At 68.8% G+C, this 21598-nt stretch carries 22 protein-coding genes; 9 read left to right on the top strand and 13 right to left on the bottom strand.

The window, feature by feature from the left end; translation table 11 throughout:
• Positions 1-41: 41 nt before the first annotated feature.
• From OY559_RS19010 to rpmB, 4 genes are all read right to left on the bottom strand, one after another.
• Entirely contained in the window at positions 42-1439 is a 1398-nt protein-coding gene (locus OY559_RS19010; RefSeq protein ID WP_277727850.1) for an FAD/NAD(P)-binding protein, read from the bottom strand.
• Between the two features lie 64 nt (positions 1440-1503).
• Positions 1504-2913: a cardiolipin synthase gene (gene cls, locus OY559_RS19005; protein ID WP_277727849.1), complete on the bottom strand. Its 1410-nt coding sequence runs from the start codon at positions 2911-2913 to the stop codon at positions 1504-1506.
• A gap of 311 nt (positions 2914-3224) precedes the next feature.
• Complete coding sequence (gene rpmG / locus OY559_RS19000) at positions 3225-3389, bottom strand: 50S ribosomal protein L33 (RefSeq protein ID WP_027070918.1); 165 nt, start codon at positions 3387-3389, stop codon at positions 3225-3227.
• Positions 3390-3402: 13 nt separating this feature from the next.
• Positions 3403-3639: a 50S ribosomal protein L28 gene (rpmB, locus tag OY559_RS18995; RefSeq protein ID WP_142125930.1), complete on the bottom strand. Its 237-nt coding sequence runs from the start codon at positions 3637-3639 to the stop codon at positions 3403-3405.
• Between the two features lie 348 nt (positions 3640-3987).
• Here rpmB and dgcN point away from each other — a divergent pair, with 348 nt between their 5' ends.
• Positions 3988-5016 carry an N-acetyltransferase DgcN gene (gene dgcN, locus OY559_RS18990; RefSeq protein ID WP_277727847.1) on the top strand — a complete coding sequence of 343 codons (1029 nt, stop codon included), beginning with the start codon at positions 3988-3990 and terminating at the stop codon, positions 5014-5016.
• A gap of 51 nt (positions 5017-5067) precedes the next feature.
• Positions 5068-5976, top strand: a complete 909-nt coding sequence (locus OY559_RS18985) for a LysR family transcriptional regulator (protein ID WP_277727846.1) — start codon at positions 5068-5070, stop codon at positions 5974-5976.
• 149 nt (positions 5977-6125) lie between these two features.
• On the opposite strand, the gene OY559_RS18980 is transcribed toward OY559_RS18985, so the two are convergent.
• The 5 genes from OY559_RS18980 to OY559_RS18960 all read right to left on the bottom strand — a co-directional run bounded on the left by OY559_RS18980 (position 6126) and on the right by OY559_RS18960 (position 11276).
• Entirely contained in the window at positions 6126-7898 is a 1773-nt protein-coding gene (locus OY559_RS18980; RefSeq protein ID WP_277727845.1) for a DUF885 domain-containing protein, read from the bottom strand.
• Positions 7899-8118: 220 nt separating this feature from the next.
• Positions 8119-9015, bottom strand: coding sequence for a ParB/RepB/Spo0J family partition protein (locus tag OY559_RS18975; RefSeq protein ID WP_142125931.1), 897 nt, complete (start codon positions 9013-9015; stop codon positions 8119-8121).
• Entirely contained in the window at positions 9015-9812 is a 798-nt protein-coding gene (locus tag OY559_RS18970) for a ParA family protein (RefSeq protein WP_277727844.1), read from the bottom strand. Before OY559_RS18970 ends, OY559_RS18975 begins: the two co-directional genes overlap by 1 nt.
• A gap of 185 nt (positions 9813-9997) precedes the next feature.
• Complete coding sequence (gene rsmG, locus OY559_RS18965) at positions 9998-10654, bottom strand: 16S rRNA (guanine(527)-N(7))-methyltransferase RsmG (protein WP_277727843.1); 657 nt, start codon at positions 10652-10654, stop codon at positions 9998-10000.
• 7 nt (positions 10655-10661) lie between these two features.
• On the bottom strand, positions 10662-11276 hold the full coding sequence (locus OY559_RS18960; protein WP_277730065.1) for a 4'-phosphopantetheinyl transferase family protein: 615 nt from the start codon (positions 11274-11276) through the stop codon (positions 10662-10664).
• A gap of 177 nt (positions 11277-11453) precedes the next feature.
• On the opposite strand from OY559_RS18960, the gene OY559_RS18955 reads away from it, so the two are divergent.
• Entirely contained in the window at positions 11454-11711 is a 258-nt protein-coding gene (locus tag OY559_RS18955) for a GlsB/YeaQ/YmgE family stress response membrane protein (protein WP_185894497.1), read from the top strand.
• 114 nt (positions 11712-11825) lie between these two features.
• Here the strand turns inward: OY559_RS18955 and xth are convergent, their stop codons facing one another.
• The 3 genes from xth to OY559_RS18940 form a co-directional block, all read right to left on the bottom strand.
• Positions 11826-12596, bottom strand: a complete 771-nt coding sequence (xth, locus tag OY559_RS18950) for an exodeoxyribonuclease III (protein ID WP_277727842.1) — start codon at positions 12594-12596, stop codon at positions 11826-11828.
• A 28-nt stretch (positions 12597-12624) separates the two neighbouring features.
• Entirely contained in the window at positions 12625-14181 is a 1557-nt protein-coding gene (locus OY559_RS18945) for an MFS transporter (protein ID WP_277727840.1), read from the bottom strand.
• A gap of 98 nt (positions 14182-14279) precedes the next feature.
• Positions 14280-15677 (bottom strand): coniferyl aldehyde dehydrogenase, encoded by a 1398-nt coding sequence (locus OY559_RS18940; RefSeq protein ID WP_277727839.1) that lies wholly within the window; start codon positions 15675-15677, stop codon positions 14280-14282.
• A gap of 56 nt (positions 15678-15733) precedes the next feature.
• Between OY559_RS18940 and OY559_RS18935 the strand changes: the two genes are divergently transcribed.
• Both OY559_RS18935 and OY559_RS18930 read left to right on the top strand, forming a co-directional pair.
• On the top strand, positions 15734-16282 hold the full coding sequence (locus OY559_RS18935; RefSeq protein WP_277727838.1) for a gamma carbonic anhydrase family protein: 549 nt from the start codon (positions 15734-15736) through the stop codon (positions 16280-16282).
• Between the two features lie 42 nt (positions 16283-16324).
• Entirely contained in the window at positions 16325-16705 is a 381-nt protein-coding gene (locus OY559_RS18930) for a VOC family protein (RefSeq protein WP_277727837.1), read from the top strand.
• A gap of 13 nt (positions 16706-16718) precedes the next feature.
• Here OY559_RS18930 and OY559_RS18925 read toward each other — a convergent pair whose 3' ends face one another.
• Positions 16719-16985: a YkgJ family cysteine cluster protein gene (locus tag OY559_RS18925; protein WP_277727836.1), complete on the bottom strand. Its 267-nt coding sequence runs from the start codon at positions 16983-16985 to the stop codon at positions 16719-16721.
• Between the two features lie 161 nt (positions 16986-17146).
• Here OY559_RS18925 and OY559_RS18920 point away from each other — a divergent pair, with 161 nt between their 5' ends.
• Genes OY559_RS18920 through OY559_RS18905 form a run of 4 tightly spaced genes read left to right on the top strand, consistent with a single transcriptional unit; the run spans position 17147 to position 21570 of the window.
• A complete protein-coding gene (locus OY559_RS18920; RefSeq protein WP_277727835.1) occupies positions 17147-17827 on the top strand; it encodes an RDD family protein in 681 nt (226 codons plus the stop codon).
• On the top strand, positions 17824-18822 hold the full coding sequence (locus OY559_RS18915; RefSeq protein WP_277727834.1) for a stage II sporulation protein M: 999 nt from the start codon (positions 17824-17826) through the stop codon (positions 18820-18822). Before OY559_RS18920 ends, OY559_RS18915 begins: the two co-directional genes overlap by 4 nt.
• A complete protein-coding gene (locus OY559_RS18910; protein ID WP_277727833.1) occupies positions 18812-20374 on the top strand; it encodes a DUF4129 domain-containing protein in 1563 nt (520 codons plus the stop codon). Before OY559_RS18915 ends, OY559_RS18910 begins: the two co-directional genes overlap by 11 nt.
• Complete coding sequence (locus OY559_RS18905) at positions 20371-21570, top strand: DUF4350 domain-containing protein (protein ID WP_277727832.1); 1200 nt, start codon at positions 20371-20373, stop codon at positions 21568-21570. The genes OY559_RS18910 and OY559_RS18905 overlap by 4 nt, the downstream gene beginning before the upstream one ends.
• Positions 21571-21598: the final 28 nt, after the last annotated feature.

The following is a 21598-nucleotide window of genomic DNA, read 5'->3' as shown; positions in this document are numbered from 1 at the left end:
GCCGAGTGTACTGCCTGGTGCGTGCCGCGGCGGGCGGGCGGTCAGGCGGGCGTGGCGGCGAACAGTTCCCGCACGGCGGTCTCGGCCTGGCCGCGCAGTTCGGGAATGGCGATGCTTTCCCACACGCAGCCGATGCGCAGGCTGCCGAGGATGAACACGCGCGGTTGCGGGTTGCCCTCCGCATCCACCATGCGTCCGTCGCGTGCCGCCTTCAGGCCGATGCCGTGCGGACCCGCCTGCGCATGGCCCTTGCCCAGCAGATCGTGCAGCAGTGGATTGCGCATGGTCTGTGCGCGCATCTCCACGCCGGTGGCATTGACCACGTAGTCGACGTCGAACTCGTCGGTGCGGCCGTCGCGTGTGTGCGTGGTCACGCGCAGGCAGCGTCCCTCGGCCATCACCGTGTCCAGGCGGCCGCGATGCAGCCGCAACTGGCCGCGATCGAGCAGGGCCTGCAACCTGGCGTGCACCTCCGGCGCGATGCGGTGCCGGTGCACATCCCACTGGCGCACCACGTGGCGCAGGAACCGGCGCTGGTCGGCGATCGACATCGATTGCCACAGCGCCTGGCCGTGCGGGCGGATGCGCTCCATGGCCGACTGCCACGGCAGTCCGTCGGCGACCGCCTGCCTCGCTGCCGCACGCAGGAAGCGCATGCGTGCGCGCAGGTCCATCGTCTGCAGGGGGGCCGGGTCGTAGGTCGCGGCCGGTCCGTGGCAATGCGGCAGCGGCAGCAGCGCGTGCCGCGACAGCACGTGGACCGTGCCGGCGTGGCCGTTGTCGGCGAGGCTGAGCACGGTGTCCACCATGCTCAGGCCGGAACCGACGATGCAGAGGTCGGCATCCACGGGGATCGCCTTCACCGCATCGAAATCCCACGCGGCGATCGAATGGCCGTCCGGCAGCTGCGGCGCGCCACGCGCCGGCAGCGGTTTGGGCGTATTGCCGACGGCGAGGATCACGCCCCCAGCCTCCAGCGCGCCACGCTCGGCCAGCAACAGCGTCGCGCCCTCGTCACGCGCATCGAGTTCAAGCACGCTGTCGTGCACGATCTGCAGCGAAGCGGGACTGGCGGCGATGGTTTCCTGCAGCCGCGTGCGCAGGTACTCGCCGTAACGGCGACGTTCGATGAAGGCGTGCGCCAGCGTCTCGCGGTCGGGACCGCCGGCGGGCGTGGTGGCCACGACATGGTCGAGGAAATCGGCGGGCCGGTCGTCGAAGGCGCTCATGCGGCCCGCGGGGACATTCAACACGTGCTCGCCATGCGACGTCGCATACGCGACGCCCTGCGCCAGCACCTCGCGAGGCTCGATCATCACGATGCGCAGCGGCGAGGTGGCCTGGCGCAGTGCCTGCATCGCCGCCAGTACGCCACCGGCACCGCCCCCGATGATCGCGAGGTCGCAGGGCGGCAGGCGGGGTGTCGTGGCAGCGCTCATGTCGCCATTGTAGGCGAACGGCCTGCCGGCCCTCATGCGCAAGCCGCATGAAGGCGTGCCCGTCCTACATCAGCGAGTCGGCCAGCCGTGCGATGCCTTCCCGGCTGCGGTGCCAGCCGGGGCGTCGCCGCCAGCCATCGCGTTCGACGTGGTCCGCATGCGCCAGGTAGTCGGCCTCGATCGCGCGGATGTGCGCGACCACGCCGGTGTCGTAGCAGACCAGGCCGATCTCGGCATTGAGCGCGAACGAGCGGATGTCCAGGTTGATCGAACCAACCAGTGCGATGCCGTCGTCCACGGTCAGGTGTTTCGCATGCAGGAAATGCGGCCGGTACAGCGCGATCTTCACCCCGCAGGCCAGCAACTCGTCGTAGTACGACTGCTGCGCCCACGCGGTCAGCGTCTGGTTGTTGGTGGCCGAAAGCACCAGCTGCACGTCCACGCCCGACAGCGCTGCAATACGCAACGCGCTGAGTGTGGCGTCGTCCGGGACGAAGTATGGCGTGGTCAGCACCACCTTGCGGCGCGCCAGATGGATGAGTGCATTGACCGTGTCGCGCGCATTCTCGAACGGATACGCCGGTCCGCTGGGCAGCAGTTGCGCGGCGACATCCTGTGCCTGCACCGTCAGGTCGGGGTGCACCTCGAGCCGCTGGCCGGTTTCGATGTACCAGTCGCTGGCGAACACGCCCTCCAGGTGTGCGACCACCGGGCCCCGCACGCGCGCCACCAGTTCGCGGTTCGGATGCCCGGGGACGAACGTCGCGGCGGCCAGATTCTGCGATCCCACGTACCCGATGCGATTGTCGATCACCGCGACCTTGCGGTGGTTGCGCAGATCCATGCGTCCGCTGCGCCGCCAGCGCAGGCCGCCCGGCAGCATGTCGTGTACCTCGACACCCGCGGCGCGCAGGCGCGTTGCATAGGCGCGCAAGCCGCGCTTCGCCCCGACGGCGTCGAGCAGCATGCGGCAGGCCACGCCGCGGGCTGCGGCCCGGCAGAGCGCGGCGGTGATCGCTTCACCGACGGCGTCGTCGAACATCAGGTAATACAACAGGTGGACCTGCTGCGTGGCGGCGTCGATGTCGTCGAGCAGTGCGCGCAGTGACGTGTCGTAGTCGTCCAGCAGGTCCACGGCATTGCCATGGGTGGGCATGAAGGCGCCCTGGCGTTCGATCAGGGGCGCCATCTCGACGGCAGCGCCGTCGCGCGGGGACCAGCGCAGCGCGCTTAGCGGACGCTGTTCTTCCCGGATCACGTCGGTGGCCCGCGACTGCCGGTCAATGCGCTCCCGCGACAGCCAGGGATGGCCAAGCAGCAGGTAGAGCGGCAGGCCCAGCAGCGGCACGAAGCCGACCAGCAGCAGCCAGCTGCGCGCGGCGGCCGGCGCGGTGCGGCTGGGAATCCACCACAGCGCCGCCAGGCGGATCAGCCAGTCGACGATCAGCAGGGCGGTGCCGAAGGACCAGTCCATGCGGTGCGTCTGTCCCGGGAGGAGATGCCCTGATTCTGCGCAGTCGCATGCACAAAAGAAAAGACGCATGGGGGCAGGAAAGCAGAAAGCACCGCTTGTTTCCTTCTCCCCGCAAAGTGGGGAGAAGGTGCCCGGAGAGCCTGCCCCGTACTTGATACGGGGGCGGATGAGGGGCCGCTTTCCCGCTTCACCAAGACCAAGAAACAGAAAACCCCGCCGGAGCGGGGTTTTCCTTGAGGCGCTGGACCCCCGCCTGCGCGGGGATGACGCCATGACACCGGCGAACGCGCTGGCGCGTTCGCGTCATGGCGTCACTTGATCTTGCCTTCCTTGTAGATCACGTGCTTGCGCACGACCGGGTCGTACTTCTTGATTTCCATCTTGCCCGGGGTGTTCTTCTTGTTCTTGTCCGTCGTGTAGAAGTGGCCGGTGTTGGCCGAGGAGATCAGACGGATCTTGTCGCGCTTGGATGCCATGTTCGATTACTCCTCAGATCTTCTCGCCGCGCGCGCGCAGCTCGGCCAGGACGGAGTCGATGCCGTTCTTGTCGATGGTGCGCAGTGCATGCGCGGAGACTTTCAGCTTGACCCAGCGGTTCTCGCTGGCAACCCAGAAGCGGCGCTCGTGCAGGTTGGGCAGGAAACGACGACGGGTCTTGTTGTTGGCGTGGCTGACGTTGTTACCCGTCATCACACGCTTGCCGGACACTTGGCATACGCGGGACATACGCACCTCGATAAGTAATTGTGTCGCCCGTAGCCCGGGAGACGGCGGCCCAGTGGACGGCCTGCAGGGCAGGACGGACACCACGCGATACGGCAGGAAAACCGCTGCTGACCCAAGCCGGAATCGCGCTTCCGGCCGCAGATCCGGTCATCCCGGACGCAGCGAGCCGCGCATTATGCGTGACATCTCCTTTGTGCGCAAGCACTTACGGCGGGTCCGGGGACGGCGCAGCCGGTCTGTCGCCCCAACCCGGGGTTATGGCCCCCGCGCGGTTTTCGATTGGCCGCCTCCAGGCCGCTTGGTTACGGTGGACGGGCCGGAGAGCGCCGGCATCCTGGAGGAATCTGCATGTCCGAGCCCGCCGCCTGGGGGCCTCCCTATCTGCTCTACCTGGGCAACGCGCAGGACGACCTGGCGGCCAAGACCGCCCGGGGCCTGGCGTACTGGCGGCCGGCGTGGTGCGTGGGCCAGGTGCGTGGTCCACGCTGCCAGACCAGCGTCGGGTTGCCGGACCTGGATTTCGAGCAGGCCCGGGCCGCCGGTGCGCGGACATTGCTGGTGGGAGTGGCCAATGCCGGCGGCGTGATGGATGCCGATACCGTGGAGGCCGTACTGGCGGCGATGGAGGCAGGACTTCACGTGGCCTCGGGCCTGCACCAGCATCTCGCCGACGAGCCGCGCATCCGCGAGGCCGCCGGGAGGATGGGGCGCGTGCTGTTCGATGCCCGTCGCCCGCCGGTACTGGACGTGGGCAAGGCAGCGCCGCGGGCAGGGCGGCGCCTGCTCACCGTCGGCACCGACTGCTCGGTCGGCAAGATGTACACCACGCTGTCGCTCGAGCGTGAACTGCGGTCGCGCAACGTCATCGCAGATTTCCGTGCCACCGGGCAGACCGGCATCTTCATCGCCGGCGGCCACGGCGTGCCGATCGATGCGGTCGTCGCGGACTTCATCTCGGGGGGCGCGGAATGGGTGTCCCCGGCGCGCGACGACGGCGGATGGGACCTGATCGAAGGGCAGGGGTCGCTGTTCCATCCTTCGTTCGCCGGTGTCTCGCTGGGTCTGCTGCAGGGTGCGCAGCCCCACGCACTGGTGCTCTGCCATGAGCCCACGCGCCAGCACATGCGCGGCTTGCCGCATTACGCATTGCCTGCACTGGAGGATTGCCTGGCGGCGAACCTGCAGGGCGCGCGCGTCACATCGCCGGGCGTGCAGGTGGCCGGCATCGCGGTGGATACGTCCAGGCTTTCCCGTGAGCAGGCGGCCAGCCTGTGCGCCCACATCGAGCGGCGCTTCGGCCTGCCGTGCCAGGATCCTGTCGCCGACGGCGTGGCGCGCATCGCGGACCGGTTGCTGGAGCTTTATCCGGCCCCGTAACCGTGGGCCCGCGCTGCATATGATGTGCGCATACAGGAGAAGGGAGGCCGCATGCGCCTGCGCCACATCGAACTGTTCCAGGCGCTGCTGCAGGCGGGCACGCTGACCGGCGCCGCACGCCTGTTGCACATCTCGCAACCGGCGGCGAGCAAGTTGCTGCAGCATGCGGAAACGGGATTGGGGTTCGCGCTGTTCGAGCGCGTGAACGGACGGCTGATGCTGACGCCGCAAGGCCGGCTGATGCGCGAGCACATCGAGCGCGTCGGTGATGAACTGGCCGACCTGGACCGGCTGGCACGCAGCATGGTGGCGCCGGGAAGCGTGGCATTGCGCGTGGTGGCCACTCCCGCCCTGGCGGGCGCGTTGCTGCCCGCTGCTCTCCGTGCATTGCCGGCGCGCCATGCCGGCGCGCAGGTGCAGTTGCTGACACAGCACACGCGGGAGATCGTCGACGCACTGCGGCTGCGCGAAGCGGACATCGGATTGACGCTGCAGGCCGTGCAGGTCCCCGGCATCCGCCTGTTGCCGTTGGGCGAGAGCCGGGCGCACGCCATCGCGCCACCGGGATACTGGCGCGATGAAGAGCTGGAACAACCGTTGCCGCGTGAGGCTCTGGCGGGTGAGGCGATGGTGGGTCTGGACGTGATGGATGCACTGGGCCGGGCGGTTCGGCACCACCTGCAGGACGTGGCGCCGCCACCGTGCACGCGTATCCGTGTGCAGACCTATCCGCTGGCCCGCGCGCTGGTGGCCGACGGGCACGGACTGGCAGTGGTGGACGCATTCAGCGCGCGGACCGCCGGGCCGGCCGTGCAGGTGAGGGTCCTGGATCCGCCGTTGCCGGTCCTGCTGCAGGTTCTACTGCGCGACGGGGAGCCGCCGATGCCTGTGCAGCGCCATTTCATCGAGGCCGTCAGGCGGTCGGCGAGCGCCTTCGGCTGCGTCGCGGATATCCGCTGAGGTCCATGCCGCGTGTGGCGGGGTGCCCCGTCGTAGCGCGGCGCTCGCTCCGCTGCGTTTGGCGTCCAAGGCTCGACAGTCGACGTGCGGCGGAGCGGGCCAAGCCCGGCTCTACGGGATGACGGGGATCGTCGGTGTGTTCGGCGCCCTCAGGGTGCGGCCGCCGCCGCCTTGGCCGGACCGGCCTTGCTCTCGGCGATGAAGGCGCGGATCTGGCTTTCCAGCACCGGCAGCGTCACCGAGCCCTGCTTCAGCACGGCATCGTGGAAGGCCTTGATGTCGAACTTCGGCCCCAGCTCGCGCTCGGCCTCGCCGCGCAGGCGGACGATGGCGATCTCGCCCAGCTTGTAGCTCAGTGCCTGTGCCGGCCAGGAGATGTAGCGATCCACCTCGGTGGTGACCTCGTGCTCGGACAGGGCGGTGTGGTCCCGCAGGTAGGCCAAGGCCTGGTCGCGTGTCCAGTTCTTGTGGTGCACACCGGTGTCGATGACCAGGCGCGCGGCGCGCCACATCTCGTAGGTCAGGCGGCCGAAGTCCTCGTAGGGCGTCTCGTAGATGCCCATCTCCTTGCCCAGCTTTTCGGTGTAGAGCGCCCAGCCTTCGCCATAGGCGGAGATGTAGTTGTCGCGCCGGAACGCGGGCTGTTCGCCCTGTTCCTGCGCCAGCGCGGCCTGCAGCGAATGCCCGGGCGAGGACTCATGCAGCGTCAGCGCGGGCAGGTTGTACAGCGGGCGCGACGGCAGGTCGTAGGTGTTGAGCCAGTACGTGCCCAGCCCGCCTCGGCCGGCGGTCCAGAATGGCGCGATGTCGGCCGGCACCTCAACGATGGTGAAGCGCCCGCGCGGCAGCGTACCGATGTACTTGCCGACCTCGCCATCCACGCGCTTGGAAATCCACGCCGCGCGATCGAGCAGCTGTTGCGGTGTCCTGGCGTAGAACTGCGGATCGGTGCGCAGGAAGGTCAGGAATTCGGCGAAGCTCCCCTTGAAGCCGGTCTGCTCGATGACCTCCTGCATCTCGGCCTGGATGCGCGCCACTTCCTTCAGGCCGATCTGGTGGATGTCTTCGGCGCTGAGGCCCAGCGTGGTGTATTCGCGGATCTGCTGCGCATAGAAGTCCTTTCCGCCCGGCATCGCCTCGGCAGCCAGCGTGGTGCGCGCCTGTGGCACGTACTCGGTGCGGAAGAAGGTCAGCAGCCTGTCGAACGCGGGCACGACCTGCTGGCCGATGGCGTCGCGCACGTCCTTGCGCAGGGCTTCCTGTTCGGCGGCCGGGATGCTGGCGGGCATCTTCCTGTACGGGCCGTAGAACGCGGACTGCTCCGGATCCTCCAGTTCCGCCACCATCGCGATGGACACATCGCGTCCGTCCAGCACCGCGCGCGGTACGCTGAATCCACGCTTCAGGCCTGCACGCATGTTGCTGATGTGCTGGTCGAAATAGCGCGGCACATCGCGCAGGCGCGCGGCATAGGCGCGGTAATCCTCGGCGGTCTTCATGGGCCGGCGCGCCATGAAGGACAGGTTCGACCAGAACGAGGAATCGGAATTGAACGGCATCTCGTAGGCGCGCAGGCGCACCTCGGCGGCGAGATTCTCGACCTGCGGCCGGTAGATGGCCAGGTTGATGCGGTTCTCCGGTGATAGGGCCGCTGCGTTGATGCCATCCAGATCTTTCAACACCTGTTCCCAGACCTTCAGCCGCGCCTGGTGCGCGTCCGCGCCCACGTCCGGCAGGCGGCGCTTGTCGCCGCTGGTGTCGGTGTCTTCATCGGCCTGGCCGGTCTGTTCCTGCCGCCATTTCCATTCCTTCTCGTAGAGCGCCTGGAAGCGCTGGTCGGCGTCGGACGGGGCGAAGGCGAACGCCTGCAAGGGTGCGCAGGCGAGCAGCAGGGCGGCGATGCGGAGATTCAAGGCGAGCATCCGGTGGAAGCGGAAACCGGATGGTAATGCAGCGTCGGGATCAGCGCTTTCCGTAGGAGCGACGTAAGTCGCGACCGTGGCGCCGATACGCTGCGATGCCCGCGTCGTGCCGTGGGCTGTGGCACGAGACTGGTTTTTGATGTCAGCGCCTGCCTTTGGAGGCGCGGTGGCCTGATGGCGTGCGGTCGCGACTTACGTCGCTCCTACAACAAGCACGGCATCACGCCCGCGGGCGCAACCGCTCCAGCACGCCGTCCAGGGTGTCCAGGTCGGTGTACTGGATGATCAGCTTGCCCTTGCCGCCGCGGCCATGGGCGATGGTGACGCGGGTGCCGAGACTTTCGGACAGTTCGGTTTCCAGCGAGGCGATGTCCGGCTGCGGTGCCGCCTTGGCGGGCTTGGCCTTCTTGCCGTTGACCGGCACCTTGCCGGCGGCGAACTGCTGCGCGCGGTGTTCAACTTCGCGCACCGACCAGCCCTGTTCGGCGGCATCGGAGGCCAGCTTGCTTGCCAGGTCCGGCGACAGCGTCAGCAGGGCGCGGGCGTGGCCCATTTCAAGACGGCGCGCTTCCAGCAGTGCGCGGATTGCGGGTGGCAATTCCAGCAGGCGCAGAAGGTTGGATACCGCCGCGCGTGAGCGGCCTACCGCTTCGGCCGCTTCGGCGTGCGTCAGCGCGAATTCGTTGATCAGGCGCTGCAGCGACTGCGCCTCTTCCAGTGGGTTGAGGTCCTCGCGCTGGATGTTCTCGATCAGCGCCATCGCGATGACGGTGCGGTCGTCCAGGTCGCGCACGACCACCGGCACTTCGGCCAGGCCGGCTTCCTGCGAGGCGCGCCAGCGGCGTTCGCCGGCGACGATCTCGAACTTGCCGGGCGAGAGTTCCCGCACGACGATCGGCTGGATCACGCCCTGTGCCTTGATCGACTCGGCCAGTTCGGTCAGCTTGCCGGGGTCCATCGCCGTGCGGGGCTGGTACTTGCCCGGCTGCAGCTGCTGCACGGGCAGCGTGCGCAGGGCTTCGCCCGGCTGGGCTTCCGGCGGTGGCGTCTCGGCGGCTTTCGGGCCGAGCAGGGCTTCCAGTCCGCGACCCAGGCCGCGCTTCTTCGGGGCGCTCATCACGCGTGCTCCATGTGCTGCTGTTGCTTCTTGCGGTCGGCGGCGCGGCGCAGGATCTCGCCGGCCAGGCCCAGGTAGGCGACGCCGCCGCGCGAGGTGCGGTCGTAGCCCACGATGCTCTGTCCGTGGCTGGGCGCTTCGGCCACGCGCACGTTGCGCGGCACGATGGTGCGGAACACCTTGTCGCCGAAATGCGTGGTCAGCTCGCCCGATACGGCGTTGGCCAGGTTGTTGCGGATGTCGAACATCGTGCGCAGCACGCCTTCGATTTCCAGGGTGGGGTTCAGCCGTGCGCGCAGCGCTTCGATGGTTTCCATCAGCGCGGACAGGCCTTCCAGCGCGTAGTACTCGCACTGCATGGGCACCAGCACCGAGTCGGCGGCGGTCAACGCGTTGAGCGTGAGCAGCGACAGCGCGGGGGGGCAGTCGACGATGATGAAATCGTAGTCGCCACGCAGCGGTTGCAGCGCGCTCTTGAGGCGCTGCTCGCGGCCGTCCGCATCCATCAGCTGGATCTCGGCCGCCGTCAGGTCGATGTTGCCCGGCATCAGGTCGAAACCTTCCGGGGTGGTCACTACGGCGGCCCTGGCCTCGACCTCGCCGAGCAGTACGTCGCAGGTGGACGCTTCCACCTCGCGCTTGTCCACGCCGCTGCCCATCGTGGCGTTGCCCTGCGCATCCAGGTCGACCAGCAGCACCCGCTGTGGCGCGCGCGCGAGCGCGGCGGCCAGGTTCACGGCGGTGGTGGTCTTGCCGACTCCGCCTTTCTGGTTGGCGACGGCGATGATGCGGGCCATGCGAGGGGCGCCTTATCGAATACGGGGTGAGGGGGGATTATGCGGGCTCGGGCGGGGCCGTGCGAAATGAAGGGTACGCACAAGGCGGGTGCTCCCGGTCAGCCCGAGGGACACCCCCGCGCAGGCACTGGGGCACGACCAGTCTTTTCAAGGAGTTACAGTTCCGCGCGGCCGCGGTGCGCCAATCAGTCGCGGCGGACGATGACCATGTGGCGTTCGCCGACCAGGCCCGGGACGGTCAGCGGGTGCAGGGCCTGCAGCGACCACCCGGCCGGCAGTGCCGCGATCTCCTCGTCAGGCCGTACGCCCTTCATCGCCAGCAATACCCCGCCAGGTTTCAGCAGATGGCCGCCCACCTCGATGATGCCGGCCAGCACATCCAGCGCACGGGCTGTGAGGGCGTCGTAGGCCTGCGGTTCGTCCAATGCTTCGGCGCGGGACTCGGCCACGCGGGCGTTGTCCAGGCTCAAGGTACGCACCGCCTCACGCAGGAAGCGCGCTTTCTTGCCGTTGCTTTCCACCAGGGTCACGCGCAGTCCCGGCTTGGCGATGGCCAGCGGAATCCCGGGCAGGCCCGGGCCCGTGCCGAGGTCGGCGAGTGCGCCCCCCTGCGCGGCGAGTCCGTCCACGAACGTATGCATCGCCAGCGAGTCCAGCAGGTGGCGCGTGACCATCTCGCGCGGGTCGCGGATGGCCGTGAGGTTGTAGGTCTTGTTCCAGCGATCGAGCAGGGCCAGATAGGCCAGCAGGCGCGGCGCCAGCGCATCGGCGTCGAGGCCCAACGCAAGGAGTCCACGCTGCAGGGTATCGCGCAGGTCGACGGGAAAGGCGGTGTCGTTCATCGCCGCATTATCGCAGGCCTTCGCGCCGGCCCCGCGGATGCCAGGCGAGCGCGGCGCGATAGTCCGGCCGTGGCGCCCATTCGTGCAGCCGCCAATCGTCGGGGCGGCCGAGCGCGGGATCGCACGCAATGAGGCGCGCGCCGCCATCGTCGAGGTGGACGTGGAAGCGATGCAGGCCGAAGGAAATGCCTTGGCCATGCGCCTTCAGCACCGCTTCCTTGGTGCACCACAAGCGGACGAAGGCCGGCAGACGGGCGTCCTGGTCGAGGGCGTGCAGCCAGGCGGTTTCTTCGGGGTGATAGAAGCGCTGCGCGAGTTCCATTGCACGCGGGCGTGGGCGCATGCGCTCCAGGTCAACGCCCAGTTCGATCTCTTCGCCCAGCGCCAGCAGCAGTGCGTCACCGCTGTGGCTCCAGCCGGATTCCAGATGGTGCAAGGGCGCGATGAAGTGTGGCCGGCCCTGCGTATCGCGGGTGATCGGCAGCGTGTGCGGTTCAAGATCCAGTACGCGGGCAAGTTGCTCGCGCGCTGCAGGTTCGCCGCGCTGCCGTGGAGCATGCGGCAGCAGCCACAGGGCGATGTCATCGAACCGCCAGTCCGCGTCGGTGTCGCGCCAGCTCATGCCGCCGTGCCCGGTGCGTGGTGCGGCACGGCGTGCAAGCATGCCGCGATGGCGTTATGTAGCAGGGGCACGGACGCTTCCCCCATGTGAGTTAACGGCGGTTTCACGCCGCGCGTTGAAGATTCGAGCGTGCCCCGCGCCATGGGGTTCTGTCCATTCAAGGGAGGAAGCAACGAAATGAATTTTCTCATCTATCTGATCGTGGGTGGCATCGCCGGTTGGCTGGCGAGCCTGGTGATGAAGCGTGACGGGTCGCAGGGCATCATCCTGAACGTCGTGGTCGGCATCATTGGCGGCTTCCTGGGCGGCTGGCTGTTGCCGACGCTGGGCCTCGGCCTGGGCGGTGGCTGGGTGGGCTTCCTGATCACCGCCTTCATCGGTGCGGTGGTGTTGCTGCTCATCGTGAACCTGTTCACGCGGGGCAGGGCGAGGTAACGGTTTCGCTGCGGCCGCGTGCGCTTTCGAGACGCACCCAAGGCCCGTGGCAATGCAAAGGCCCGGCAAATGCCGGGCCTTTGTTCGTTCCGGGGTCCGCGGAGCAGGCGTGGATCAACCGCCCAGGCGTACCCACGCGGGTGCATGGTCGCTGGGGCGCTCCCAGGTCCGCGGTTCGCGGTCGATGCCGGATTCCACGGCATGCCCACGCAGCGCGTCGGACACCAGGGTCAGGTCGATGCGCAGGCCGAGGTTGCGGCGCAGTCCGCCCATCCGGTAATCCCACCAGCTGTAGACGTTGGCCTCGTCGCTGTGCAGGCGGAATGCGTCGTGCAGGCCCAGTGCATAGAGCCGATGCAGGGCGGCGCGCTCGGCGGTGGAGGTGAGAATGTGGTCGTCGTTCCAGACCTTGGGGTCGAACACATCGCGGTCGTCGGGCGCGATGTTGAAGTCGCCCATCACCACCAGTTTCGGATGCGCCTGGAGCTCGGCGGCCAGCCAGTCGTGCACCGCGTCCAGCCAGCGCAGCTTGTAGGCGTACTTGTCGGTGCCCACGTCCTGGCCATTGACCACGTAGAGATTGACGATGCGCACGTCGCCGACGGTCGCGGCGATCACGCGCTTCTGTTCATCGTCGAAACCGGGAATTCCCACCTGCACGTCGCCGATGGCCTCGCGCGCCAGCAGCGCCACGCCGTTGTAGGTCTTCTGCCCGGCGAACACGCTGCGGTAGCCGAGCTCGGCCAGCGCGGTGTCCGGGAAGCGGTGGTCCTCCAGCTTGGTTTCCTGCAGGCCGACGATATCCGGGGCGAATGCGCCCAGCCACTGCGTGAGGTGCGGCAGGCGCACGTTGAGCGAATTGACGTTCCAGCTGGCGATTTTCATGGTGGCGATTCTAAGCCAGGTGCGCCGGTCAGGCGCCGGCGGCCTCGTCGGCCACCGCCGCATGCGCCGCGCCTTCACCGTCGCGCATCAGCCGTGCCGACATCCAGGCGGCCAGCAACATCATGGCCATGCCGAACAATGCGATGGCGCGCATGGCCCCGGTGAACGCGGCACGTGCGGTGTCGCCGACCAGCGTCCCGGCCTGGCCTCCCAGTTCGCCGGCTACCGCGACTGCGCCGCCCAGCGTGGACAACGCGCGAGTCGCATCCGCGTCACCCAGCGTCGCGGGCAGGGCGGGATCCAGCCACAGCCGGTAGGCCAGCATGCCGGCGCTGCCGAGCACGGCGATGCCCAGCGCGCCACTGAGCTCCGCGCTGGTTTCCGCCAATGCCGAGGCCGCACCTGCGCGCTCCGGCGGCGCGGTGGTGATGATCAGTTCGTTGCCCACCGTGAACACCGGTGCCATGCCCAGGCTCATCGCCAGCATGCCGGCGATCAGGATCCACAACCCGTACGGCGGCACGACCAGTGCGGTGATGCCGAAACCCAGGGCAGCGAACAGCAGGCCCCGCACCATCACCCGTCGCGCACCCCAATGGCGCGCCAGCCGCGGCGCGAGCAGCGAGCCGACGGTGAAGCACAACGACCACGGCACCGTCGCGATGCCGGCCTGGAGCGGCGTGAGTCCCAGCACCAGCTGCAGATACTGGGTCATGAAGATGTACACGCCCATCATCGACAGGCCAGCCAGCGCGTAGGCGACGATGGCGGCGGAGAACGCCGGCCGCCGGAACAGGGTCACGTCGAGGAACGGGTACGCAAGGTGCTTCTGCCGGCGCACGAACAGCACGCCCAGCGCGATGCCGACCAGCAGCACGGCGATGCCGCGGACATCGGAACCGTACTCGGCGATCCGCTTCAGGCCGTAGACCACGGCGAGCACCGCGAACAGCGACTGCACCATGCTGAGCGGATCGAGCTTGCCGGCATCGGGATCGCGATATTCCGGCAGCAGTTTCGGCCCCAGCACCAGCAGCAACACCATCACCGGCACCGCCGCCAGGAAGGCCGCGCCCCACCACCACCATTGCAACAGCAGGCCGCCGACCAAGGGCCCGATGGCACCGCCGACCGAGAACGCCGCGATCCATACGCCGATCGCGAACTGGCGTTCGTGTTCGTCATGGAACATGTTGCGGATCAGCGACATCGTCGACGGCGCCAGCGTGGCGCCGGCCACGCCCAGCAGCGCACGCATCGCGATCAGCATTTCGGCGCTGCGCGAGAACGCTGCCATCACCGAGGCCACCGCGAACGCCGCCGCGCCGATCAGCAACAGCTTGCGCCGGCCGATCCGGTCACCCAGCGTGCCCATCGTGATCAGGAAGCCGGCCACCAGGAAGCCGTACACGTCGACGATCCACAGCAACTGGCTGGCCGTGGGGTCGAGTTCGGCGCTGATCGCCGGCAGCGCGAGGTTCAGCACGGTCAGGTCCATCGCGTAGACCATGCAGGGCAGGGCGATGATCGCCAGCCCGATCCATTCGCGGCGGGTGGCTTTGGCGGGTACGGCGGTGGTCGACATGGCGGTCCGTCAGCAGGAGGTCATCCCGTTCGACGAACGGGAGCGACGATTCTCGACGAAGACGCGGACCAACGCCGCCCGCAATGGAACGGACCGGCTCAGCGAATGATGAAGTCGATAAACCGCGCTACTTTGGAATAGGGCGGCTTCAGCAGGTCGCTGCCGGCCCAGCGCGGCTGCCACAGCACCGGCAGTGCCTTGCTCATCGCGTCGAAGCCCGCGCGCCCGTGATAGGCGCCCATGCCGCTGGGGCCGATGCCGCCGAACGGCAGTGCATTGATGCCGAAGTGCAGCACGGTGTCGTTGACGGTGATGCCGCCGGCCAGCGTGCTGTGCAGGATCCTCTCCACCCGCTTGCGGTCGTGGCTGAAGGGATACAGCGCCAGCGGCCGGTCGCGCGCATTGACGTAGGCGATGGCCTCGTCCAGGGAACCGACCGTGCGGATCGGCAGGATGGGGCCGAAGATCTCGTCCTGCATCACCTTCGCATCGTCGCCGGGGTCGATCACCAGGGAAGGCGCGAACAACCGCTCCGCGCGGTCGTGCGCCGGTGCCAGCGCGACCACCTCGTGGCCGCGTGCGCGGGCGTCTTCCAGATAGCCTTCCAGCCGCGCGAACTGCCCGTCGTTGATGATGCGGGTGAAGTCGCCGGCATCGGACAGGTTGCCGTAGCGCGCGGCGACCTGCTCGCGCAGCGCCTGCACCAGCGCATCGCGGCGGCTTCGACCCACCAGCAGCACGTAGTCCGGTGCGATGCAGGTCTGGCCGCCGTTGAACCACTTGCCGGTCGCCAGTCGCGCGGCGGCCTGGTCCAGCGGGAAGTCGTCGCAGACGATGGCCGGCGACTTGCCGCCCAGTTCCAGCGTCAGCGGGGTCAGGTTGGCCGCCGCCGCCGCCATCACCTTGCGGCCCACGGCGGTGGAGCCGGTGAACACCAGGTGGTCGAATGGCAGTGCGGCGAAGGCGCCGGCCACGTCGGCGCCCCCCGTGGCGACCGCGACGCGCTCCAGCGGGAACACCTCCGCCAGCAGCGAGCGCAGGAACGCGGTGGTATGCGGCGTGTGTTCGGATGGCTTGAGGTAGACGTGGTTGCCGGCGGCGATGGCGGTGGCCAGTGGAATCAGCGCCAGGTTGACCGGGTAGTTCCACGGCGAGATCACGCCCACCACGCCGACCGGCTCGCGGCGGATTTCCGCGCGCGCCGGCCAGAACCGCCAGCCCACGCCCACGCGGCGCGGCTTCATCCATCCGCGCAGGTGCGACGCCAGGTGGTCGATCTCGTTGAGCACGGTCATGCCGTCGGCGATCAGCGATTCGTGGCGCGAGCGATGGCCGAAGTCGGCGGCGATGGTGTCCGCCATTTCCGGCAGCCGCCGCTTCAGCGCCTCGCGCAGCCGCTGCAGGTCGTCGCGGCGCTGGGCCAGGTCGGGCTTCTTCGCCTGCCATGCCTCGCGCAGGCGTTGCAGGGTGGCGCTCAGGTCGGGCGTGGCGGTCATGTCCATACGCCGGAGTGTAGTCCGGCCGCATCGGGCCTGCTCGCTACAATGCGCGAATGACCTCCCTGCGCCCCTATCTTGACCGTTTTCCCGTCCTCGGCCCGCGCGTCTACGTGGACCCCGCCGCCACCGTGATCGGCGATGTCGAACTGGCCGAAGACGTGTCCGTCTGGCCGGGCAGCATCCTGCGCGGTGACGTCAATTTCATCCGCATCGGGGCCCGCACCAACGTGCAGGACGGCACCATCGTCCACGTCAGCCACCACAGCCCGTACAACAAGGCCGGGTACCCCACGCTGATCGGCGCGGACGTGACCATCGGCCACGGCACCATCATCCACGCCTGCACCATCGAGGACCTGTGCCTGATCGGCATGGGTGCCTGCATCCTGGACGGCGCCACGGTGAAGAAGTACGGCTTCCTGGGCGCCGGCGCGGTGCTCGGCCCCGGCAAGGTGGTCGGCGAGGCCGAACTGTGGCTGGGCAATCCGGCGCGTTTCGCGCGCAAGCTCACCGACAAGGAGATCGAGAGCCTGCATTATTCCGCTGCGCACTACGTGCGGCTCAAGGACCATTACCTGCAACCAACACCGCCTGCGGCATGATGCCGCTTGGCGCACTCGGCGCCGGCATCGCAGGAGGGCCGCATGGCCTGGAAACCGGAAGGCTATACGTCGGTCGCGCCCTATCTGGTCGTCGACGGCGCGCAACGCACCATCGAGTTCCTTGTCGCCGTGTTCGACGCCGAACCGCTGCGCATGCATCCGGTTGGCGAAGGCCGGCTGGGACATGCGGAAGTCCGGATCGATGACACCGTGCTGATGCTGGCCGACGCGGCCGACGGCTGGCCCGCCATCCCGAGCCACGTGCATCTGTATGTGCCCAAGGTCGATGCCACGTGGACGCGTGCGTTGGCGGTGGGCGCCGAGCCGGTGCAGGCGCCGGAGGAAAAGGGCGACGGCGACCGTCGCGGCGGCTTCCGCGATGCGGGCGGCACCACGTGGTGGATTTCCACGCAGGTGGCGTGACGTCTTGCCCGTGTCAGGGCGTTGTCGCGTGTTCCAGCGCGGCGAGCAGTGCCAGCGCCTCGTCGCGGCTGGCACCGCACATGTCGGGGCCTGGTTTCAGGGTGCTGCAGAACGCGGGCCGTTCCGGCCTGCCGAACAGCCGGCAGCGCAAGGCATCGTCCAGTTGCACGCACGCCACACCCGCCGGCTTGCCGTGCGGCATGCCGGGGATGGGCGAGGTGATCGACGGCGCGGTGCAGCAGGCCGCGCAGCCCGGGCGACAGGAGAAGGACGTGTCCATGATGGCGCGCAGTGTAGTGCGGCTGGGCAAGCGCGACGCGGCCGGCTAAAGTCGCAAGGCACGGGGCAGGCGCATGGACAGCGGAACACACCACTTCAACCACATCGGACCGGCTGCGGCCACCACGCCGCCAAGGGCGCAGCGCCCATGGTGAACGGCTGATGCTGGACACCTACCGCGAAGTCATCACGCCCGAGGGCGTGGGCCTGCACCTGCCTGCGGCGGGCCCCGTGCCGCGCGCGCTGGCGTGGGGCATCGACCTGGCCATCCGGCTGGGCGTGCTGATGATCATGGGCATGGTGCTGGCCATGCTGGGCAAGGTGGGTGAAGGGCTGTACCTGATCGGCCTGTTCCTTGTGTTCTGGGCCTATCCCATCGTGCTGGAATCCGTGTGGCACGGGCAGACGCCCGGCAAGAAGGCGTTGGGATTGCGCGTGGTGTCGGCCGATGGCGCGCCGGTGGGCTGGCTGGCGGCGATCACGCGCAACCTGCTGCGCACCGTCGACATGCTGCCGTTCGGCTACGCCGCCGGGCTGGTCGCCTGCCTGGCGGACCCGCACGCGCGCCGCCTGGGCGACATGGTGGCCGGTACGCTGGTGGTGCATGCCGGCCACGAGCGCGAACACGTGCCGGCGCCCGTCAACACGGTGTTCGTCCCGTCGGCGCGCCTGCTGCCGGAAGAACAGGGCGCGATCGTGGCGTTCGGCGAGCGCGCGCCACAACTGACGCCCTCACGCCAGGAAGAACTGGCCAACCTCGCCGAGCCGGTCACCGGCGCGCGCGGAGAGGCCGGCGTGCAGCGCCTGTACGGCATGGCCAACTGGCTGCTGGGGCGGCGATGAGGCAGGAACAGTTCGTCGCCCGTCACCAGCCCGAATGGCTGGCCTTCGAATCCTGGCTGCAGGCACGTGGTGGCAGCGCCCGGAGCGCGCGCCGCCAACGCAACAACGGCGTGCTCACCGACGAAGACGTGCCGGCACGCTACCGCCGCATCTGCCAGCAACTGGCGCTGGCGCGCAAGCGCGGCTACAGCCCGGTGGTGGTGGACCGTCTGCAGGCACTGATGCAGCAGGGCCACGGCGTCATGTACAGGACGGCGCCACCGCGCTGGCAGCGCGCGGTGCGCTTCCTGCTGGCGGAGTTCCCGCGCCTGGTGCGCAGCGAGGCCGGGTGCATGTGGGTGGCCGCCGCCGTGTTCGTGGTGCCGCTGGTGCTGATGTTCGTGCTGCTGCAGGTCCGCCCGGAACTGGTCTACAGCATCGTGTCGCCCGAACAGGTGGCGATGTACGAGCGCATGTACGACCCCAGCGACACGCGCCACGCGCTGGGCCGCGAGAGCGGCAGCGACTGGCAGATGTTCGGCCACTACATCTGGAACAACATCAGCATCGGCCTGAGGACTTTCGCCGGCGGACTGCTTGCGGGCGTAGGCGCGTTGTTCGTGCTGATCGTCAATGGCGTGGGCATCGGGACGGTATTCGGCCACCTGCAGCAGATCGGCTATGGCGACCCGCTGTGGCGTTTCGTCTGCGGGCATGCGCCGTTCGAACTGACCGCCATCGTGCTGGCCGGCGGCGCGGGCCTGCGGTTGGGCCTGAGCCTGGTGGCACCGGGACGGCAGCGGCGTGTCGATGCGCTTGCCAGCGCTGGCGCCAAGGGCGCGCGGCTGTGCCTGGGCGTGGCCTTCATGCTGCTGGTGGCCGCGTTCATCGAAGCCTTCTGGTCATCGACGCAATCCATTCCGGCCGCCGTGAAGTACAGCGTCTCCGGCGTGCTGTGGACGCTGGTGGCGCTGTGGCTGGGCGTCGGCGGACGCGGGGTGGCCGATGAGGATTGAACAGCTGACCGTCCGCCTGCGCGCGCGCTCGGACTGGGAGGCCGTCGAGCTGGGCATGGCACTGGTGCGACAGCATGCCGGTGCGATCTGGAAGCCCTGGCTGTGGCTGACCGTGCCCGTGTTCGCGCTGCTCAACCTCGGCGCATGGTGGATCGACCAGTTCTGGCTGGCCATGCTGCTGATGTGGTGGCTGAAGCCGGCCTTCGACCGCATCCCGCTGTATGTCATCTCGCGCGCCGTGTTCGGCAACGCGCCCGGTACGCGCGAGACAATGCAGGCGCAGCGGCACTGGGGGCTGCGCACGCTGCCGCACCTGCTCACCTGGCGGCGCTTCAGCCCCGTGCGTTCGCTGTACATGCCCATCGACCTGCTGGAAGGCGTCCAGGGGGATCGCCTGCGCCAGCGTCGTGGCGTCCTCGGTGGTCAGGCGTATGGCACCGCGATCCTGCTGACCTGGATCTGCCTGCTGTTCCAGGCCGTGCTGGTGATGGGCGGCGTGGTCGCCGTCGTCATGTACCTGCCGCAGGACCTGCTGCCGGACAGCATGCAGACGGCCTTCCGCATGGTGGCCATCGAATGGCCGGCGTGGCTCAAGCTGGCGTGGAATGCGCTGGCATGGGCGGCCATCAGCGTGGTGGAGCCGTTCTACGTCGGGGCGGGGTTCGGCCTTTACCTCAACCGCCGCACGCAGATCGAGGCCTGGGATCTGGAGATCGTGTTCCGCAAGCTGCGTGCACGGCTGGCGGCGGTCGCGCCGGTACTGTTGGCTGCGGTGCTGTGGGCAGGCATGGGCATCGCCGAGGCGCAGGAGCGCCACGGCGCACCGCCGGCCACGACCGCGCCGCAAGCCGATGCTCCCGCCAAACCGACGCCGCCGACCGTCCCCATCGTGTTCGGCGACCAGCGCGTCGACGACCGTGCATTCCGCAAGGCCGCCGATGAGGCGTACCGCGATCCCCTGCTGGATCGCAAGCGCACGCAGGCGTCGTGGGAGCGTCGCGACACGGCGGAAGAAGAAGACCCCGACGACACGCTCGACGGCGACAAAGCCTGGTTGTCCGGGTTCGGCAACGTGCTGGCGTTCATCGGCGAATGGGGGCTCTGGCTGGTGGCGGGCGTGCTGGTGCTCGCCCTGCTGGCGACCGCACGCTACTGGTGGCCGTGGATGCGCGGCATCTCCGGCACGCGCGCGCTGCCGCCGGATGCGCCGCAGTCGGATGCACTGGTATTGCCCGAGGCGCTGCCGGACGACATCGCCACCGCGGCGCGCGCGCTGTGGCGCGAGGGACGTCCACGGCACGCGCTGGCGCTGCTCTACCGCGCGAGCGTGGAGAGCATGAGCCAGCGCGCGGACATCGCGCTGCCGCCAGGTGCAACGGAAGCCGAGTGCCTGCGTGCATCGCGACGCATGCCGCAGGCGGAAGACCGGCATGCCTTCGCGCGCATCGTCAGGACCTGGCAGTACGCGGCCTATGCGGAGCGGCTGCCCGGCGAAGACGAGTTCGATGCGCTGGTGGGTGAACTGCAGCACCGTTACGGGTGGGCGTCATGACGTCCGCGCGCCGCAATGGTCGCCTGGTGGGCGTGGGCCTGCTGGTCGTGTTCGTGGTGGTGGCACTGCTGGCCGTGTGGTTCCGGCATACCTTCCACCGTGTCGAAAAGACGTTCCATCTTCCGCCGGATGGCGAAGCGGCCTACAACCCGCTGTACGCGCTGGCGAAGACGCTGGAAGCCGACGGCGTGAAGGTCAACGCGCGCCAGCGCCTGCTGCTGGATGACAACGCCCTGGCGCGCGAGGACACGTTGTTGCTGTTCAACGATCCGCGCGCGCTGTCGCCGCCCGAGGCCGATCGCCTGCTGGCGTGGGTGGAGGCGGGCGGGCATCTCCTGGTCCGCACGCCGCTTTACTCGCCGGGCGAAGACCTGGCCGGGCCGGATGCGCCGCAGACAGCCATGCTGGACCTGCTGTCGGTCTGGCTGGTGGACGGGGAACCCGAGTGCGAAGCCTTCCAGGTGGAAGGCGAAGACCATCATGTCGAGTTCTGCGCGGGACGCCGGTTCGCCTTCGATGACGTGGAACCGGAACTCGCCTGGGGCAACCTGCAGGACGGCTATGTCTACGCGCGGCTGGCGCAGGGGCGTGGCCACGTGGATGTACTGGCCGACTTCGATTTCATGGCCAATACCGAAACGCGCGCGCGCGCGCGCGGTGCGCTGGACGAACCGCCGAAGGGCGGCCTGCGCGACGGTCCGCATCGCGTGCTGGCGCGGCAGGTGCTGGCGCCCAACTACGGTCGCGGCACCATGCACCTGGTCTATGCCGCCGAGATGCCGTCGCTGTGGCGCATCCTGTTCGTCCGCGGCTGGATGGTGTGGGCGCCGCTGCTGCTCGCGCTCGCCGCCTGGTTGTGGATGCGCATGCAGCGGTTCGGTCCATCGGTGCCGTCACCGGCCGGCGAGCGCCGCTCGCTGCTGGAGCACGTGCGCGCGAGCGGCGAACATCTCTACCGTTACGGTCGCGGGGTAATGCTGTACGCAGCGGTCCGGCAGGCATTCCTCGCCCGCTTGCGCCGCCGCGATCCCGTCGCCGCCGCGCTGTCCGGCGATTCCCAGGTCGCCGCCATCGCAGAGCGCACCGGCCTTCCGGCCGACCGCATCCGCGTGGCCCTCAATGCGCCCGCCTCGCACGACAGGCAGGCATTCCGTGACCGCATTTCCCTGCTGATCCAACTGAGAAACCGCCTATGAACGACGAGACCGCCGCCGCGCCGCCCGC

Origin of the sequence: Pseudoxanthomonas sp. SE1, from assembly GCF_029542205.1 — a bacterium.
Lineage (GTDB): Bacteria > Pseudomonadota > Gammaproteobacteria > Xanthomonadales > Xanthomonadaceae > Pseudoxanthomonas_A.
The sequence above is the reverse complement of the archived record's forward strand: the minus strand, read 5'-3'. Positions and strand labels throughout refer to the sequence as shown.

What these genes read in the sequence shown, in the direction of transcription:
- OY559_RS18970 (WP_277727844.1), bottom strand. Translation starts at nt 9,812, where the DNA reads ATGGCCCGCATCATCGCCGTCGCCAACCAGAAAGGCGGAGTCGGCAAG.
- rpmB (WP_142125930.1), bottom strand. Translation starts at nt 3,639, where the DNA reads ATGTCCCGCGTATGCCAAGTGTCCGGCAAGCGTGTGATGACGGGTAAC.
- OY559_RS18930 (WP_277727837.1), top strand. Translation starts at nt 16,325, where the DNA reads ATGGCCTGGAAACCGGAAGGCTATACGTCGGTCGCGCCCTATCTGGTC.
- OY559_RS18960 (WP_277730065.1), bottom strand. Translation starts at nt 11,276, where the DNA reads ATGAGCTGGCGCGACACCGACGCGGACTGGCGGTTCGATGACATCGCC.
- dgcN (WP_277727847.1), top strand. Translation starts at nt 3,988, where the DNA reads ATGTCCGAGCCCGCCGCCTGGGGGCCTCCCTATCTGCTCTACCTGGGC.
- OY559_RS18910 (WP_277727833.1), top strand. Translation starts at nt 18,812, where the DNA reads ATGAGGATTGAACAGCTGACCGTCCGCCTGCGCGCGCGCTCGGACTGG.
- OY559_RS18985 (WP_277727846.1), top strand. Translation starts at nt 5,068, where the DNA reads ATGCGCCTGCGCCACATCGAACTGTTCCAGGCGCTGCTGCAGGCGGGC.
- OY559_RS18915 (WP_277727834.1), top strand. Translation starts at nt 17,824, where the DNA reads ATGAGGCAGGAACAGTTCGTCGCCCGTCACCAGCCCGAATGGCTGGCC.
- OY559_RS19010 (WP_277727850.1), bottom strand. Translation starts at nt 1,439, where the DNA reads ATGAGCGCTGCCACGACACCCCGCCTGCCGCCCTGCGACCTCGCGATC.
- OY559_RS18955 (WP_185894497.1), top strand. Translation starts at nt 11,454, where the DNA reads ATGAATTTTCTCATCTATCTGATCGTGGGTGGCATCGCCGGTTGGCTG.
- OY559_RS18940 (WP_277727839.1), bottom strand. Translation starts at nt 15,677, where the DNA reads ATGACCGCCACGCCCGACCTGAGCGCCACCCTGCAACGCCTGCGCGAG.
- rsmG (WP_277727843.1), bottom strand. Translation starts at nt 10,654, where the DNA reads ATGAACGACACCGCCTTTCCCGTCGACCTGCGCGATACCCTGCAGCGT.
- OY559_RS18935 (WP_277727838.1), top strand. Translation starts at nt 15,734, where the DNA reads ATGACCTCCCTGCGCCCCTATCTTGACCGTTTTCCCGTCCTCGGCCCG.
- cls (WP_277727849.1), bottom strand. Translation starts at nt 2,913, where the DNA reads ATGGACTGGTCCTTCGGCACCGCCCTGCTGATCGTCGACTGGCTGATC.
- OY559_RS18975 (WP_142125931.1), bottom strand. Translation starts at nt 9,015, where the DNA reads ATGAGCGCCCCGAAGAAGCGCGGCCTGGGTCGCGGACTGGAAGCCCTG.
- OY559_RS18905 (WP_277727832.1), top strand. Translation starts at nt 20,371, where the DNA reads ATGACGTCCGCGCGCCGCAATGGTCGCCTGGTGGGCGTGGGCCTGCTG.
- rpmG (WP_027070918.1), bottom strand. Translation starts at nt 3,389, where the DNA reads ATGGCATCCAAGCGCGACAAGATCCGTCTGATCTCCTCGGCCAACACC.
- OY559_RS18920 (WP_277727835.1), top strand. Translation starts at nt 17,147, where the DNA reads ATGCTGGACACCTACCGCGAAGTCATCACGCCCGAGGGCGTGGGCCTG.
- OY559_RS18980 (WP_277727845.1), bottom strand. Translation starts at nt 7,898, where the DNA reads ATGCTCGCCTTGAATCTCCGCATCGCCGCCCTGCTGCTCGCCTGCGCA.
- xth (WP_277727842.1), bottom strand. Translation starts at nt 12,596, where the DNA reads ATGAAAATCGCCAGCTGGAACGTCAATTCGCTCAACGTGCGCCTGCCG.
- OY559_RS18945 (WP_277727840.1), bottom strand. Translation starts at nt 14,181, where the DNA reads ATGTCGACCACCGCCGTACCCGCCAAAGCCACCCGCCGCGAATGGATC.
- OY559_RS18925 (WP_277727836.1), bottom strand. Translation starts at nt 16,985, where the DNA reads ATGGACACGTCCTTCTCCTGTCGCCCGGGCTGCGCGGCCTGCTGCACC.